The following is a 15,259-nucleotide window of genomic DNA, read 5'->3' as shown; positions in this document are numbered from 1 at the left end:
GCGGCCCGTTCAGTCTGGGAACACCAGATTGGAGACCTCCCCGAATGAACGATCCCCTCAAGACCATCAATCCGGCAACCGGCGAGTTGCTGAACACCTATCCGCGCATGAGCAATGGGGAGATGATGACCGCCATCGAGCAGTGCCATGCGGCTCATCTGGAATGGCGCCAGCGCAGCCTTGAGGACCGCGCCAAGGTGATCAGGGCCATCGGCGAGGAGTTGCGCAAGCATGTCGATGACTATGCCGAACTGATGACCAGGGAGATGGGCAAGCTGTATCGCGATGGCCAGGAAGAAGTGAAACTGTGCGCCGGGATCTGTGACTACACCGCTGAGCAGGGCCCGAAGGAACTGGCCAGTGAGGACCGCGAGATCATGACCGGCAGAAAGGGCATCATCACCTATTCGCCGATTGGAATCGTGTACGGCATCCAGCCCTGGAACTTCCCGCTGTACCAGGCGATCCGCTATTCCATCTCGAACCTCATGGCAGGCAATGGCGTGCTGCTGAAACATGCGGAGACGTGTACCGGAAGCGGGCTGATGCTGCGGGATATCTATGAGGCGGCAGGCCTGCCCAAACATCTGTTTACGGTCTTGTTGATCTCGCATGACCAGTCCGAGAAGGTGATCGAGCATGACCGTGTGCGCGGTGTGACGCTGACGGGCAGTGACGGCGCCGGCAGGATCGTGGCCGAGCAGGCAGGCAAGGCGCTGAAAAAGACCGTGCTGGAGTTGGGGTCGAATGATGCGTATCTTGTTCTGGAAGATGCCGACCTCGATCTGGCGGTGAAAAAGTCCGTCGAGGGTCGCCTGTTCAACAATGGCGAGACCTGTGTGAACGCGAAGCGCTTCATCGTGACCGAGGCGCGGTATGATGATTTTGTCGACCGGTTCGTCGAGGCCATGGAGAAGATCCGGCATGGCGACCCGTTCAGCGAGGAAACGGATATCGGTCCGATGGCCCGTGCGGATCTGCGCGAGACGCTGCATGAGCAGGTGACGCAAAGCGTGGAGAAGGGCGCCGTGATCCGGTGTGGCGGGCGCATTCCCGGCGGCGAGGGCGCATACTATCCCGCCACCGTGCTGACCGAAGTCGCCCCTGGCCAGCCGGCCTATGATGACGAATTGTTCGGTCCGGTCGCCTCGGTCATCCGCGCGAAGGATGATGAAGACGCCCTGCGCATTGCCAATGACAGCCGGTATGGCCTTGGCGGCGGCATCTTCTCCGCCAATGAGGAACGGGCAATCGAGCTGGCCTGCAACCATTTCGACACCGGCATGGTGATGATCAATGGCTATGGCATTGCCACGCCCAACATGCCGTTTGGCGGGGTGAAGGATTCCGGCTATGGCCGGGAACATGGCGGGTTCGGCATGAAGGAGTTCGTCAACGTCAAGGCCGTTTTCGTATACTGATCAATGGGTTGGCCCGGCATCGCGCCGGGCCTTTTCCCACCGCTCGGGTTTACATCTGCCCCAGATCACCTAGGTATGGCGGGAGTTCGACAGAGCACCCGTGCGCGCGACGCGGCCTCTGAAATCCACCTTCCAATTCCGGAGAGAGACCATGACGCAAGTGAAAACGGGCGACACCGTACACATTCATTACACCGGCACGCTGAATGACGGCACGACGTTCGACAGTTCCGAAGGCCGCGAGCCGCTGAGCTTCCAGGTGGGCTCCGGCCAGATCATTCCGGGCCTCGATTCTGCCATTCCGGGCATGGCGGTTGGCGACAAGAAGACCGTCAATGTGGCCTGTGACGATGCCTATGGACAGGTCAACCCGGCCATGAAGCAGGATGTGCCGCGCGGCGACATCCCGGCTGACATTCCGCTGGAAGTGGGCACGCGCCTGCAGATGCAGACCCAGAACGGACAGGTCATTCCGGTGACGGTGGCAGCGGTTGACGACAGCTCCGTCACGCTGGATGCGAACCATCCGCTGGCCGGTGAGGACCTGACCTTCGCCATCGAACTGGTCAAGATCGACGCGGCGGCCTAGCGTTTCCTGACAGTCGATCCAGAAACGGCGGCGTTCCATAGCAGGGCGCCGCCGTTTTTCTTTTCAGCCAGCATGTTTGGCCGGTCTGGCGGCGGCCATCCGGTCAAGCAGGGCTGAGTTGAGTAAAAAATCCGTATCAGGACGTATCGTGCAAGATGAGCGGAGCCATCGGGGCGTCCAGGGGGCGTGGGGCCCCGGCCCGTGCGGCATGTACGGCTTCCAGCTGTGCCATGTTGCCGATATTCTGCGGCAGGTCGCTCCAGCATGACGGGCGATCCCAAGCCGGGAATGCGGGCGGCGTATGATTGTAGCGGCCGGGAGTCGGCGCATCCGCCATCGCCTGAATGGTGAGATTGCCGCAGCGGTCAATGCGGATGAGGACGGCGCGACGTGTCTGCTTCTGCCAGGCTACGAGCCAGCGCAGATTGAGCCACAGGACCGGCCAGAACAGGGGCCAGACAAAGGCATAATAGCGGATATGGCGCGCCTCGATCATGCCAGGCAGTATAGGCCGGGTCCGGACGGTGTGGGATGAGTTTAGTTTTTTCGGCAATGATTTCAGCTGGCTGGCGCGCCAAAGCCGGGGATAGGCGGCGAACATCAGAAGACGCCCATTTCGATTCCCGCCCCGAGCGCCGCGCCCAGATCGCGGCATTTGGCGAGGTCTGTGTCAGGAATGGTCTTTTCCGCGAGAATTTCTGCTTCGGTCTGCGCGTGGGTGCAGATGATCAGCGGCGGCTGTACCTGTTTCAGCCGCCAGCCTGTTGCGATCCGCGCGGCCTGGCGGGCAGCGTTTTCACCATCCGATCCGGCGCAGATCATCAGGCCATAGGGGCGGCCCTCGATCTTTCCGAGAACGGGATAGTAGCAGCGGTCAAAGAACTCCTTCATCGCGCCGGACAGGGCGGCGAGGTTTTCCGGCGCGGCGAACAGATATCCATCTGCGGCAAGCAGATCGTCCGGCAGGGCGTGTTCAGCGCGTTTCAGTTCAGTGTCAGTTTCGTTCCCGGCGGCCTCGGCGGCGGCTTCGGCCATCTGGCGCGTTCCGCCGGTGCGGGAATGATAGATGATGAGCAATCGGGGCATGCCCCTTCATTCCAAGCCAGATCGCTCTCGGCAAGTGCGCATCAACCATCCCTGGCGTCAAACCGTCTGCGATAGGCGAGCGGAGACGTTCCTGAAACCTGCCGGAAGACGGCGCGGAATGTCTCCGTGGAGCCAAAGCCGCACTGGTGGGCGATGTCTGCGGAATCCATCTGTGTGGATTCGAGCAGGCTCATGGCTCTGAACACTCTTTCACTGCGCAGCCATTTGAGCGGTGTCGTTCCCGTGCCGTCGCGGAACCGCCGCAGGAAGGTCCGTTCGCTCATGCCGGCATGTTTCGCCAGTTCGGTCACGGTCAGGGGCTTGTCCAGATTTTCGCGGGCCCAGTCCAGGACCGAGGCAATGGATGTGCCCGGACGCTCCTGTATCGGGGCTTCGACATATTGGGACTGGCCTCCATCCCGATGAGGAGGTGCAACCAGGCTGCGGGCAACCTTGTTTGCAATCGCCGAGCCGTGATCGCACCGGATGACATGGAGGCTCGCATCGATTGCGGCGCTGCTGCCAGCGGAGGTGATGATGTTGGAATCCTGCACGTACAGAACGTCTTCCTGCGTCTCGACTTGCGGAAACAGGTCTCTCATCATCGGCAGGTAGCGCCAATGTGTTGTCGCGCGCCGGCCATCGAGCAGGCCGGTGTGGGCGAGCGCTAACGCGCCGCTGCAATAGGAAACCAGCCGCGCGCCGCGATCATGAGCCGAAATCAGGGCGCGCTGAACCTCCGCTGGGGGTGCCTCCTCGACATTGCGCCATCCCGGAATGATGATCGTGTCCGCGTCTTCCAGGCTGTCCAGACCGTGCGGAGAGGCCAATGCGAAGCCGCCCACGGCCCGGGACACGTTCTCCGAACAAGCAACCCGGAACTCGTACCAATCGGTGTCGAGTTCGGGCCGGGACCAGCCAAATATCTCTGCCGCGATACCGAATTCGAGCGGCCACAGCCCCTCATACGCGAGCGCGACGATGAGATGAGGAGCCTGATGTGTCGTGTCTGGCAAGCGTGCCTCCGGATTGGCGAAAATCAACCATATATTGTCATTATCGCCAATTCGGTTCAGTCAGGCAATCCCCTAGGTTTTGGGCATCCAGCAGCAGACACAGGAGTCCGGACCGATGAACAGGAGAGAAATTTCGCGCTTGGCAGTGGGGGTTTGCAGCGTTGGGGCCGCGTTGACGGCGCAGGCCGCAATCGCTGACCCCGCAGGCGTGTATGTGCGTTCATTGATGGGAGAAGCTTCGCATGTGGAGAGGTGCTTCGACGTGGTTCAGCGGCCCGGATCGGCCGACCAGAACGGTGTCGAGGCGTGCACGGAGCTTGTGGAAAGCGATCCGCCGCGTGACCGTTTGCGCATCGCAGGTCTGACCAATCGGGCAATACTCTACCGGCGCGCAGGACAGCTCGGCCTGGCACAGCAGGATTGCGCGGGCGCACTGGCTTATCATGATGCGGGGGCGGCCACGGCGACGAGCTGCGCCGCCGTCTATCTCAGTTCCGGCAAGCCGGGACTGGCCCTGCGGGTGCTGACTGAATCCGAGGTACCGGCCTCGGAAAACCGCGCGCAGTATTTCCACAATCTGGCGCTCGCTCATCATGATCTCGGGCAGTATGCGCTGGCCTATGAAGCGATTGAGCATGCCCTGGACGCTGAGCCGGGCTTTGCTCCCACCGTGGAGCTGAAGGCGTTGTATCGCGTGGAGGAGGCGAATTGAAAAAGGCCGGTGCGGGAGGGGGACCGCACCGGCCAGGTCAAGGCGGCGGGTTAGCCGGCCTTGTGCCATTCGAATTTCGCGAATGGTGCGTCCACCGGCGTTTGTGCGAGGTGGTTTGTATAGTTCGAGATCGTCTTCTGCGCGACGCCGAGCACGACTTCGAGGATCTGGCGCTGGGTGTAGCCGGCATCGAGGAAGGCCTTCACGGCGGCGTCATCGACATTGCCGCGATTGCGCACGACGCTGAGCGTGAAGGTGCGCAGCGCTTCCAGCTTGTCGCTCGGCAGGGGCGTTTCGTTGCGCAGGGCGTCCGTGATGTCCTGGCTGACGCCCATGCTGCCTGCGATCGCCGTGTGCGCGGGGACACAATAGTGGCAGCTATGCTCGACATTGATGGCCTGCCACACCACGGTCAACTCGTCCTTGTCGAAGCTGGAGGCCTGGAACAGGTCGCCAAGCTCCTTGTAGGCTTTCAGCAGGCCCGGCGCCTCGGCCATGACGGCGTAAAGGTTCGGGACGATGCCCATGCTTTTCCGGGCGCCAGCGAGGATTTCGCGGCTGTCTGCGGGGGCGGTGTCTTCGGTGTGGAGAGTGAAATCGGTCATCTGGGGGCTCCTTGCGGTGAGTGTTTGTGTGCCCGTTCGTCGGGGCCCACCTCATCTGGGAGGCCCGGCCGCGAAACCAAGATCTTTTTTGAGCGATCACTCAAATGTGAGCGGCGGGACGAGACAAGCGCGCCCTGAGACCCTATCTTGAGGGCATGACACGTATGCCTGCCTATGACCGGGATGCCGCGCTGGAGGCCGCTGTTCGCCTGTTCTGGGCGAAGGGGTATCACGCGACATCACTGAAGGATCTCGAAACCGCGCTGAACATGCGGCCGGGCAGCATCTATGCCGCTTTCAAGAGCAAGCAGGCCTTGTTCCTTGCGGCGATGGAGCGGTATTTCGAAAAGATGCAGGCCGGGTTTCGCGCGCATATGGCGGAGGCGGACTCGCCCCTCACTGGGCTGGCGGGGTTCCTCCGGGCCTATGCCGAGGACGCGCCCGGCACGCGGGTGCATGCCTGCCTGTTGCTGAAGACGCTGCTGGAAGCGACGGCGACAGATTCAGAGATTTCAGGCCCTGCGCGGGACTATCTGGACCGGATGAAAGGCGAATTCGAAACGGGCTTCGCGGCGGCGCAGGCCGCCGGCGACGTGCCGGAAGCGGCGGATACGGCGCGCCTCGCAAGGCGCTATCAGGCGGCGCTGACCTCCTTGCAGATCGAATTGCAGCGCGGCTTGGCCGGGGCGGAGCTGGCGGATTTCGTCGATGATCTGGCCGCGCCGTTCGAACAGCTGGCGGCCGAGACTGCGGCCTGAATGATCACTCGGCCGGGACGGGGGTGAGCGCCTCTTTCCAGTCATCCATGGCGTGGCGATTGTCATGATCCCACGGATGGAAGCCGGGCTTGAACCAGGACAGCCAGACCTTCCAGCCACGCCCGAACAGGGCCGGCTTCTTCCACAGGAATTCCTTCACGGCACGGTCGGCCTCTTCGCGCGTATAGCCGTCAGCCTCCAGCAGCATGGCGGAGAAGGTCGCGATATTGGCGGTGAAGTGTTTCGTGATCAGCAGCATGGACAGGCTGCGCCGGAAATAGCGCTTGAAGGCGGGCCAGCCCTTGGTGACTTCCAGGAAGACGTCATAGGCGACGGCCTTGTGTTCGGTCTCTTCCATCGCATGCCACCGCCAGAGGCGTTCGAGTGCGGGATCGGTCTGGCTGAAGATCGGCACGCCATCAATGTCGGCATCGAACATCAAATCCGCCATCATGGAGGTGAAATGTTCGAGGCAGATCGTGGCCATCAGCATGCGCATCGGGCCCCCGGCACGGCCGAAATTGATCCGCTCCATGATTTCCGCGTCGATCTCTGCGACCGGGTATTTCTCGCGGTCGATCTTGTTGTTCAGCAAATGGTGTTCGCGCGAATGGATCGCTTCCTGGCGGATGAAATCCTTCACATCCTCGGCCAGCTTGCCCGAGACATCCCCGCGATAGGCCTTCACCGCATCCATGAACATGCGCTCGCCCTCCGGAAAGGTCAGCGACATGGCGTTGTAGACGGCCGTGGCGACGGGGTTCCCGTCGAGCCAGGGGCGGCCATCATCGGCGGCGGACATGTCGAAACGCAGGTCGCGCGGCTGGATGGTGATGTCTTCGGGGGTGCGTTTGCGCGTCATTGTGTTTACTGCTTTCTGGTACAGAACTGGCAATCGTCTTGTCGCAACAGGTAACACTACTGACAAAAATGTCAATAAAGAAAAAAGACAGCCCGGCCCGAATCCGTCGTACGCCCGAGGAATCGCGCGCCAACATCCTGGCCGCCGCAGAGACCTTGCTGGTGGAACAGGGGCCGCAGACGCTGCGCCTGGCCGATGTGGCCAAGGCGGCGGGTGTGGCGAATGCCACCGTGCTGCACCATTTCGGCTCCATCGACGCCGTGCAGCAGGCCCTCATGGAGCGGATGATCGCCGACCTGGTGGATGCGATCCTGGCGATTCAGATTCCCGCTGACGGGCCGGTGCGGGCGCGGGAAGTGGCACTGCGGACGCTGTTCGAGGCGCTGGAGACCCGCGGGGCGGCCCGGCTGGCCGCCTGGCTGGAATTGACCGACGAGACCAGCCGCCTGACCGTGGTGCAGAAAGCCGTGCAGGATGTGGCGCAGAAGAAAATCAGCCAGGCCGGCATTCCGCCGGGACTGGCTGAGGACATGATCCTGATGAGCGTGACGCTCGCCCTCGGCACCGGCCTCTTCGGCCCGTCGCTCGGCAATCTCATCGGCAAGCCCCCGGAGCGCGCCCGGGAGCTGACGCTGCAGATGCTGATGAGCTATTTCGAGAAGCTGGCCGGGTAGGCCGTCAGATCGTGACGGCTTCGAGCCGGACGGCCTGGGCAAAGCGGACCGCCAGACCGGCGACGCGCTGGCCGAGCAGACGGGCCGTTTCCCGGTCTGCCTCCGGAGGCGCGACATCGCCGCCCTGATCGGCATTTGCCTGGGCCATTACGCCGAGCGAGCCGCCGATTCGGTTGATGTCATCGATCGAGGCGGTGGAGGCATTGTTGCCCGGCACAAGGCCGAGGCTGATCCAGAGCATGCCGTGTTGGGCGGCCAGCGTGGCAAGCTGGCTGAGCGTGGCGAACTTGTCTCCGGCCTGTGAGCTGGAGACGGTGAAGCCGGCGGCGAGCTTGTCCTGCCAGCCGCGCTGGAACCAGATGCCGGACGTCCTGTCCATGAAGGTTTTGAAGGGGCCGGACACCGCGCCCATATAGGTGGGTGAGCCGAAGATGATGGCATCGGATGCGTCGAGGATTTCCCAGCACCGGTCGGTCATCTGCGTGACATCGACAAGATGCGGGGCCGCACCTTCAATGGATGCAACGCCGGACTGGACGCTCCGGGCCAGGACGGATGTGTGGCCGTAGCCGGAATGGTAGACGATGGAAACAAGAATGGACATGACGCTCTCCAGTGTTTGGGGAGGCCAAACTAGTCATCCGGGCCAGCCGGATAAGTGCCCGTTCGGGAACAAGGCTTTTTACCGGGAGCGAACAATCGGATCAGGCAGGTGCCGGCCCGAGCGCGGCGAACTCCCCGACCAGGAAATCGATCAGCAACCGGTGTTTCAGGGATTGTTCGCGATGCGCCGGGTAGAGGGCGTGAAGGGCCTGTGGCGCCCCTTCCCAATCGGGCAGGATCTGCACCAGCGTGCCCGATGACAGGGCATCGCGGACATAGAGATCCGGCACCAGCGCAACGCCGAGCCCGGACAGCGCGGCCTCGCGCACCGCTAGGGAGCTGTTGGCGCGGAATACGGACCGGACGGGAATGGCGGCCTGCCGGACGCCCTGCCGCAGATGCCAGACATCGGGCGTTTGTGCGCCGGTGTAGACGAGGCCGGCATGGCTCGCCAGATCCTCCGGAGTGGCAGGCGGGGCGTGACGAGACAGATAGTCCGGCGCCGCGCAGAGGACGCGCCTGATATCGTGCAGCTTGCGGGCCCTGAGGCTGGAATCCGCAAGCGCGCCGCCGCGGATCGCCAGGTCGAAGCCCTCATCGACGAGATCAACGAAACGGTCATTCATGACCAGGTCGATCCGGATTTCCGGATGGCGCGCTGCAAACCGCGGCAACATGTGCGCCACCGTGGCGAGCCCGAAGGACATGGGCGCGGCGACCCGCAGTCGGCCACGCGGCGTGCCGGTTTCGGCCCGGACCTGTTCATCGGCGGCGGCGAGCCCGTCCAGCAGGTCCGACACCTGGTCGAAATAGGTCCTGCCGATGTCGGTGAGGTGCAGCGAGCGGGTGGTGCGCACGATCAGCTGCGCGCCAAGCTCGGCTTCGAGATCCTTCACCATCTTGCTGACTGCGGCATTGGAATAGTTCAGGTCACGGGCGGCGGCGCTGAAGCTGCCGCATTCGATGACGCGCCGGAACACGGTCAGGCTGGAGAAACGGTCCATTGTCCACTCACAGGAAACAGTCTTTCGATCATTCCAGCAATTATCACCTGTGGTGAAAAGCTCCAACTTCCGGCCAGACGAAGCCGAAGGAGCCTGACATGACATTCCGGACCATCACACACATCCTGGCCGCCCTGCTGGCCGCGCCCGCGCTGGCTGGCGCAGCCGTGGCACAGGACCGGGTCGGCGAGAGCCCCTGGGGCGCGGAGGATGAACGCGGCCGCCTGAACCTGATCACACCGGCCTCGCGCGCGGAGATCATGTCCCGCGTGTCGGCCGAACGCGTCTATGACCTGTCGGTGGACTATTTTGTCGGCATGCCCAGCTGGCAGGCGGCCGGGGATCCGCACTACCAGATCTGGATGACCCACACGCCGCACGGCACGGAGATCGACGATCCGATGGGCGTGGGCCCAGAGATGAACGCCCATGTCGGTTACACCGGCTCGGCCATTTCCATGTACACCCATACCGGCACGCATATCGATGCGTTCAACCATTTCGGCATTGGCGGACAAATCTATAATGGCTTCCGCGCCGAGGAACATCTGGGCGACCGGGGATGGACGAAGACCGGCGCCGAGACGATCCCGCCGGTCGTGGCGCGCGGCGTGCTGGTGGATGTGGCCGCCGCAAAAGGCCTCGACATGCTGCCGGATGGTTACCGTATCACGCGGGCCGACATCGAGGCTGCGCTTGACCGGCAGGGTACGGATCTTCGCAGCGGAGATGTCGTTCTGATCCGGACCGGTCGGATGCAGGTTTATGAAGAGACCCACCGCTACATGGCCAACCCGCCGGGCCTTGGCCTGGAGGCTGCGAAATTCCTTGTCGAGGAGGGCGGCGCGATGATCCTTGGGGCGGACAATCTCAGCTTCGAGGCGTTCCCGTCCGAGATCGAGACCAATTATGTGCCGTTGCACACCTATCTCCTTGCGCAGATGGGGGTGCCGATCATGGAACTCGTTTTCCTGGAAGACCTGGCCAATGACCAGGTGTTCGAATTCGCCTTTATCGGTGGATCGCTCAAGCTGCGCGGCGCGGATGCCGCCCCGATGCGCCCCATCGCCTTTCCCCTGACCGGGGACCACTGAACGGGCCGCTGCCGCGCGCCGGATCATTCCCGAGGAAAGTCATCATGCCGACGAAATCCGATCTCCTTCTGACTGCAACTGCGCCCATTGTCTGGGGCAGCACCTATATTGTCACGACCGAATTCCTGCCGCCGGATATACCGCTGACGATTGCCGCGCTGCGGGCCTTGCCGGCAGGTCTTCTACTCTTGGCGCTGGTACGCCAGTTGCCGGGGCGGGACTGGCTCGGACGGATCCTGGTTCTGGGGGCGCTGAACTTCGCGATCTTCTGGGCGCTGCTGTTCGTATCGGCCTATCGCCTGCCGGGCGGCGTTGCGGCCACGGTCGGGGCGGTGCAGGCGCTGGCCGTCGTGTTCCTGTCTCGCCTGGTGCTGGGCATTCCGGTCCGCTTCCTGGCCGTGTTTGCGGCGGTGCTGGGCATGGGCGGCGTGGCGCTGCTCCTGCTGACGCCGACGGCGGCGCTGGATCCGGTCGGCATCGCGGCCGGGATCGGCGCAGCGCTGGCGATGGCCGGTGGAACCGTGCTCAGCCGTCGCTGGCGCCCGCCGGTGCCGCTGCTGACCTTCACGGCCTGGCAGTTGACGGCGGGTGGTCTGTTGCTGGTGCCAGTGGCGCTGGTGGTCGAGCCGGATGTGCCGGTCTTCACGATGCGGAATTGGGGCGGCATGGCCTATCTCGGCCTGATCGGGGCTGCGTTGACCTATGCGGTCTGGTTTCGCGGTGTGGACCGGATCGCGCCGTCGGCTATCTCGACGCTGGGCTTTCTCAGCCCCGTGTCCGCCGTGCTGCTGGGCTGGGTGTTTCTCGGTCAGGCCCTCAGCCCCGGGCAGGTTGCCGCCACCGGCATTATCCTCGCCTCGGTCCTCATCAGCCAGCGCGCCGCCACAGTGCCGGTACGGCCGCCGCGCCTGCGGCTGGCGGGGTAGCGGGTGGCAGCAGGTAACACTTCGTGTCGGCTAATCCTGTCTGAAATTCAGCTCCAGCAGAACACCATTCGGTTCGGTGAAGAATATCTGACGGAGATTGGCCGAGGCGACGGTGTTTGTACGGTATTCGATGTTGTGGGCCTGGAGCTTCTCAGTGAAGGTTTCGTATCCGCTGCATGAGAGGGCGACGTGGTGGATGGCGCCGGTCAGACCACCTATAGGCGTCTCGCGCGGATAGGCCTGTTTCGCGGCTTTTGACACGATATGGAAAATGGCGCGGTTGCTCTCATCATAGAGCCATTGGAATTGTTCGGGCGGCAGAGGTGGCGGCGCGTCGCGGACGTCCAGTCCGAAAATGTCGACGAAGAACCGGACCGTGCCAGCCAAGTCATCGGTGACAATGTTGATATGGTCGAGTGCGTTCACTTTCATGGTGTCTACTCCGCGCCATGCTGGCTTACCCGTTCAAAGTCTCCGCAGCCTCTTCCGCGAAGTAGGTGATCACGCCACTGGCGCCGGCGCGTTTGAAGCAGATGAGCGACTCCATCATCACGCGGTCGCCGTCGATCCAGCCATTCCGGGCGGCGGCCTTGATCTGGGCGTATTCGCCGGAGACCTGGTAGGCGATGGTCGGCACACCGAAGGTGGAGGAGACGCGCTGGACAATGTCCAGATACGGAAGGCCGGGCTTGACCATGACCATGTCGGCGCCCTCGGCCAGGTCGAGCGCCACCTCCCGCAGGGCCTCGTCCGAATTGGCGGGATCCTGCTGATAGGTCTTCTTGTCGCCCTTCAGCGCCGCCGCCGAGCCGATAGCATCGCGATAGGGGCCGTAGAAGCCGCTGGCATATTTGGCAGCGTAGGCGAGGATCATCTGGTTGGTGAAGCCTTCGTCCTCGAACGCGGTACGGATCGCGCCGATGCGGCCATCCATCATATCTGAGGGCGCGACGACATCCGCGCCCGCGCCGACATGGACCAGAGCCTGCCGGACCAGTTTTTCCGTGGTCGCATCATTCGGGATGGTGCCGTCGGCGTCCAGCAGGCCGTCATGGCCGTGGCTTGTATAGGCGTCGAGCGCGACATCGGTGATCAGGCCGACTTCCGGCGCGGCATCCTTCATGGCCTTGAGCGCGCGGGGGACGAGCCCGTCCGGGTCGAGCGCGCCGGAGCCGGTCTCGTCCTTGCCGTCGGGGCCGATATAGGGAAACAGCGCGATCGCCGGGATGCCGAGTTCCCGCGCCCGCACGGCCGCCTTTGCGGCATCCTTGACGCTGAGCCGGTCAATGCCGGGTAGGGAACCGACGGGCAAGCGATCCTCGCCCTCATGCACGAAGACGGCCCAGATCAGGTCTGAGGGGGTGAGGACGTTCTCGCCCGCGAGCGAGCGGATCCAGGGCGCCTGGCGCAGGCGGCGCATGCGGGTGGCCGGGAAGGCTTGGGGAAACTGGGTCATGGCTGCCTCAATGGTCGAAAATGGCGCTGGCTACAACCAGCCAAGTTTACGCACCATGAAACAGCGTTTCGAGATGTCCAGATCCTCGGCCTGGATGCGTTCCAGGTCCAGCATCCAGTCGGCCATGTCGCTGCGCTTGATCTCGCGAAAGCCATGGCGGGCATAGAAGGGGCCGTTCCAGGGCAGGTCGCGGAAGGTGGACAGGGTGACCCGGCGCAGTTTCCGGGTCCTGGCCTCGTCAACCACCCGGCCCAGCAGGGCCGCGCCCAGCCCCTGGCGGCCATGATCGGGATGGACGCTGATCTGGTCGAGATAGAGTGTGCCGCCGCGTAGCGAGACCAGCGCGAAGCCGACCGGAATGCCGCTGCCGGCGCGGGCAGTGAACAGGTCCCCGGTGCCGGCGGCATGGGCGAGGACGTCCAGCGGCACATGGTCTGCCAGCGCCTCTTCCGACAGGAGGCCTGTCGGCGCAAACAGCGTGCTGGCGGCGCGATCCACCTCGATCAGCGTCGCAAGATCGGAAGCGGTCGCCCCGTCTATTCCATAAGCTGTGCTGGCCTGTTGCATTGACATTCGGCGTTGCCCAATCAATTCCGTTTGAAACTTCTTAAGCGAAAAAGCGGGACATTAACAATGAGTGCTTTGTTTTCCGACGAACAGGTGATGATCCGGGACATGGCCCGCAAATTCGCGGAAGATCAATTGATGCCCCATTCCGAGGCCTGGGACCGCGACAGCCATTTCCCGGTTGATGTCATCAAACAGGCCGCAGAACTGGGCTTTGCCGGCATCTATGTGCGCGATGATGTGGGCGGCAGCGCGCTGACCCGGACCGATGCGGCGCTGATCTTCGAACAGCTTTCCTATGGCGATGTATCGACCGCGGCCTTCATCTCGATCCACAACATGGCGAGCTGGATGATCGACACGTTCGGCTCTGACGAACAGCGCGCGGCCTGGCTGCCGCGGCTGACCTCGATGGAGCTGATCGCGTCCTATTGCCTGACCGAGCCGGGTGCGGGATCGGATGCGGCGAGCCTGAAGACGCGGGCCGTGCGCGATGGCGACGACTATGTCATCAGCGGCACGAAGCAATTCATCTCGGGCGCCGGAACGTCCGACATCTATGTGCTGATGGCGCGCACATCGGATGACGGGGCCAAGGGCGTCTCCACCTTCATCATCGAGAAGGACACGCCGGGCCTCAGCTTCGGCGCGAACGAGCGCAAGATGGGCTGGAAGAGCCAGCCGACCCGGCAGGTCATCCTCGATGGCGTGCGTGTGCCGGCAGCAAACCGGATCGGCGAGGAAGGCCATGGCTTCCGCTTCGCGATGGCGGGGCTGGATGGCGGACGGCTGAACATTGCCGCCTGTGCGCTTGGCGGCGCGCAGCTGGCGCTGGACAAGGCGGTGGCCTATGCCAAGGAGCGCGAACAATTCGGCAAGGCGATCGCCACATTCCAGAACACGGCCTTCAAGCTGGCCGACATGGAAACAGAGCTGCAGGCGGCTCGGGTGATGCTGTATGAGGCCGCCGGGCGGCTGGACGGCAAGGCGCCGGATGCCACGCGCTGGTGCGCCATGGCGAAGCGGTTCGTGACGGACACGGCCTTCAAGGTGGCCAATGATGCGCTGCAGATTCATGGCGGCTATGGCTATCTCGCCGACTATGGCGTGGAGCGCATTGTGCGGGATCTGCGCGTGCACCAGATCCTGGAAGGCACCAACGAAATCATGCGCGTCATCATCTCGCGGGACATGCTGAAGGACTGACGGCGCGGCGCGCCCGCCTGAACATTACCGATATTTATAGCGTTTTTGGGTGTGTGGGCCGGGATTCGGTGCCGTCCGTGTCTGGACAAGACGCGGTGGCTGCGCTGTTGTTGGAGCCTGGTAGAGTTCAGGAACAGGAGGGCCCGCGATGCAGACGGTCCGTAAGCTGTCATTCATGGCGGGATTAGCCGTGCTGGGCGCGTGCGCCAGTGCGCCGCCGGATTTGCGGGACAATCAGATCGTGCGGGGGGAGCGCGTCGGTGAGGTCGAGCTGGGCATGAGCCTGATCGAGCTGTTCGCCGTCAAGGGGACGCCCCTGCACACCACGCCCATCGAGGGCACACGCGCGACGACCTATACGTATGACGGCCTTGTCATTGCGGCAGACGAAAAGGTCTACTGGATCATTGCCCGCGATCCGCGCTATCGCACCGATATCGGCGTTGGCGCCGGGGCGGAACAGATCCTGGCACGCGGGGCCTATGGCAAGCCGAAATGCGTCGTCACCAAGGGCGATGAGACGCTGTATGATTACAGCGACATCTATTTCGGCGTCAACAACAAGAGTGGCAAGGTGACCAAGGTTGGCATCATGCGCGACACGCAGACCTGTGATGGCTGAGCCGGCAGGCTGCGCAGGCTAGGCTGGCCGAACCGGAAACCGATTGAACCGCCCTGCG

The 15,259-nt window shown here is 63.3% G+C and carries 19 protein-coding genes; 9 read left to right on the top strand and 10 right to left on the bottom strand.

What is annotated here, in order from left to right:
• The first annotated feature begins 44 nt into the window (after nucleotides 1–44).
• Nucleotides 45–1,421, top strand: coding sequence for an NAD-dependent succinate-semialdehyde dehydrogenase (locus HF955_RS00365; protein WP_291077049.1), 1,377 nt, complete (start codon nucleotides 45–47; stop codon nucleotides 1,419–1,421).
• 151 nt (nucleotides 1,422–1,572) lie between these two features.
• The gene (locus HF955_RS00360) at nucleotides 1,573–2,010 is read left to right on the top strand and encodes a peptidylprolyl isomerase (RefSeq protein ID WP_027836573.1); all 438 of its coding nucleotides are present in this window, start codon (nucleotides 1,573–1,575) and stop codon (nucleotides 2,008–2,010) included.
• Nucleotides 2,011–2,146: 136 nt separating this feature from the next.
• On the opposite strand, the gene HF955_RS00355 is transcribed toward HF955_RS00360, so the two are convergent.
• The 3 genes from HF955_RS00355 to ftrA form a co-directional block, all read right to left on the bottom strand.
• Nucleotides 2,147–2,506: a hypothetical protein gene (locus HF955_RS00355; protein WP_291077048.1), complete on the bottom strand. Its 360-nt coding sequence runs from the start codon at nucleotides 2,504–2,506 to the stop codon at nucleotides 2,147–2,149.
• A 104-nt stretch (nucleotides 2,507–2,610) separates the two neighbouring features.
• Nucleotides 2,611–3,096, bottom strand: coding sequence for a flavodoxin family protein (locus HF955_RS00350; RefSeq protein ID WP_291077047.1), 486 nt, complete (start codon nucleotides 3,094–3,096; stop codon nucleotides 2,611–2,613).
• A gap of 41 nt (nucleotides 3,097–3,137) precedes the next feature.
• Nucleotides 3,138–4,112, bottom strand: coding sequence for a transcriptional regulator FtrA (gene ftrA, locus HF955_RS00345; RefSeq protein ID WP_291077046.1), 975 nt, complete (start codon nucleotides 4,110–4,112; stop codon nucleotides 3,138–3,140).
• Between the two features lie 262 nt (nucleotides 4,113–4,374).
• Here ftrA and HF955_RS00340 point away from each other — a divergent pair, with 262 nt between their 5' ends.
• The gene (locus HF955_RS00340) at nucleotides 4,375–4,824 is read left to right on the top strand and encodes a hypothetical protein (RefSeq protein WP_291077045.1); all 450 of its coding nucleotides are present in this window, start codon (nucleotides 4,375–4,377) and stop codon (nucleotides 4,822–4,824) included.
• Nucleotides 4,825–4,874: 50 nt separating this feature from the next.
• Here the strand turns inward: HF955_RS00340 and HF955_RS00335 are convergent, their stop codons facing one another.
• On the bottom strand, nucleotides 4,875–5,429 hold the full coding sequence (locus HF955_RS00335; protein WP_291077044.1) for a carboxymuconolactone decarboxylase family protein: 555 nt from the start codon (nucleotides 5,427–5,429) through the stop codon (nucleotides 4,875–4,877).
• 155 nt (nucleotides 5,430–5,584) lie between these two features.
• Between HF955_RS00335 and HF955_RS00330 the strand changes: the two genes are divergently transcribed.
• Nucleotides 5,585–6,187 carry a TetR/AcrR family transcriptional regulator gene (locus HF955_RS00330; RefSeq protein WP_291077043.1) on the top strand — a complete coding sequence of 201 codons (603 nt, stop codon included), beginning with the start codon at nucleotides 5,585–5,587 and terminating at the stop codon, nucleotides 6,185–6,187.
• Nucleotides 6,188–6,191: 4 nt separating this feature from the next.
• On the opposite strand, the gene HF955_RS00325 is transcribed toward HF955_RS00330, so the two are convergent.
• The gene (locus HF955_RS00325) at nucleotides 6,192–7,049 is read right to left on the bottom strand and encodes a metal-dependent hydrolase (RefSeq protein ID WP_291077042.1); all 858 of its coding nucleotides are present in this window, start codon (nucleotides 7,047–7,049) and stop codon (nucleotides 6,192–6,194) included.
• A gap of 68 nt (nucleotides 7,050–7,117) precedes the next feature.
• On the opposite strand from HF955_RS00325, the gene HF955_RS00320 reads away from it, so the two are divergent.
• Complete coding sequence (locus tag HF955_RS00320) at nucleotides 7,118–7,723, top strand: TetR/AcrR family transcriptional regulator (protein WP_291077041.1); 606 nt, start codon at nucleotides 7,118–7,120, stop codon at nucleotides 7,721–7,723.
• 4 nt (nucleotides 7,724–7,727) lie between these two features.
• Here the strand turns inward: HF955_RS00320 and HF955_RS00315 are convergent, their stop codons facing one another.
• Together HF955_RS00315 and HF955_RS00310 are read right to left on the bottom strand one after the other, a co-directional pair.
• Nucleotides 7,728–8,327, bottom strand: a complete 600-nt coding sequence (locus HF955_RS00315; RefSeq protein ID WP_291077040.1) for a flavodoxin family protein — start codon at nucleotides 8,325–8,327, stop codon at nucleotides 7,728–7,730.
• Between the two features lie 100 nt (nucleotides 8,328–8,427).
• Nucleotides 8,428–9,330 carry a LysR family transcriptional regulator gene (locus tag HF955_RS00310; RefSeq protein WP_291077039.1) on the bottom strand — a complete coding sequence of 301 codons (903 nt, stop codon included), beginning with the start codon at nucleotides 9,328–9,330 and terminating at the stop codon, nucleotides 8,428–8,430.
• Between the two features lie 98 nt (nucleotides 9,331–9,428).
• Here HF955_RS00310 and HF955_RS00305 point away from each other — a divergent pair, with 98 nt between their 5' ends.
• Together HF955_RS00305 and HF955_RS00300 are read left to right on the top strand one after the other, a co-directional pair.
• Nucleotides 9,429–10,424 (top strand): cyclase family protein, encoded by a 996-nt coding sequence (locus tag HF955_RS00305; protein WP_291077038.1) that lies wholly within the window; start codon nucleotides 9,429–9,431, stop codon nucleotides 10,422–10,424.
• 44 nt (nucleotides 10,425–10,468) lie between these two features.
• The gene (locus tag HF955_RS00300) at nucleotides 10,469–11,350 is read left to right on the top strand and encodes an EamA family transporter (RefSeq protein ID WP_291077037.1); all 882 of its coding nucleotides are present in this window, start codon (nucleotides 10,469–10,471) and stop codon (nucleotides 11,348–11,350) included.
• A gap of 30 nt (nucleotides 11,351–11,380) precedes the next feature.
• On the opposite strand, the gene HF955_RS00295 is transcribed toward HF955_RS00300, so the two are convergent.
• From HF955_RS00295 to HF955_RS00285, 3 genes are read right to left on the bottom strand one after another with little or no spacing between them, the layout of a single operon-like run.
• Nucleotides 11,381–11,782, bottom strand: coding sequence for a VOC family protein (locus HF955_RS00295; protein ID WP_291077036.1), 402 nt, complete (start codon nucleotides 11,780–11,782; stop codon nucleotides 11,381–11,383).
• A gap of 25 nt (nucleotides 11,783–11,807) precedes the next feature.
• A complete protein-coding gene (gene hemB, locus HF955_RS00290) occupies nucleotides 11,808–12,806 on the bottom strand; it encodes a porphobilinogen synthase (protein ID WP_291077035.1) in 999 nt (332 codons plus the stop codon).
• Nucleotides 12,807–12,836: 30 nt separating this feature from the next.
• Entirely contained in the window at nucleotides 12,837–13,379 is a 543-nt protein-coding gene (locus HF955_RS00285; protein ID WP_291077034.1) for a GNAT family N-acetyltransferase, read from the bottom strand.
• A 60-nt stretch (nucleotides 13,380–13,439) separates the two neighbouring features.
• Here HF955_RS00285 and HF955_RS00280 point away from each other — a divergent pair, with 60 nt between their 5' ends.
• Both HF955_RS00280 and HF955_RS00275 read left to right on the top strand, forming a co-directional pair.
• Complete coding sequence (locus HF955_RS00280; RefSeq protein WP_291077033.1) at nucleotides 13,440–14,579, top strand: isobutyryl-CoA dehydrogenase; 1,140 nt, start codon at nucleotides 13,440–13,442, stop codon at nucleotides 14,577–14,579.
• Nucleotides 14,580–14,727: 148 nt separating this feature from the next.
• On the top strand, nucleotides 14,728–15,201 hold the full coding sequence (locus tag HF955_RS00275) for a hypothetical protein (RefSeq protein ID WP_291077032.1): 474 nt from the start codon (nucleotides 14,728–14,730) through the stop codon (nucleotides 15,199–15,201).
• Nucleotides 15,202–15,259 lie beyond the last annotated feature (58 nt).

Origin of the sequence: Hyphomonas sp. (assembly GCF_017792385.1) — a bacterium.
Taxonomy (GTDB): domain Bacteria; phylum Pseudomonadota; class Alphaproteobacteria; order Caulobacterales; family Hyphomonadaceae; genus Hyphomonas.
The sequence above is the reverse complement of the archived record's forward strand: the minus strand, read 5'-3'. Positions and strand labels throughout refer to the sequence as shown.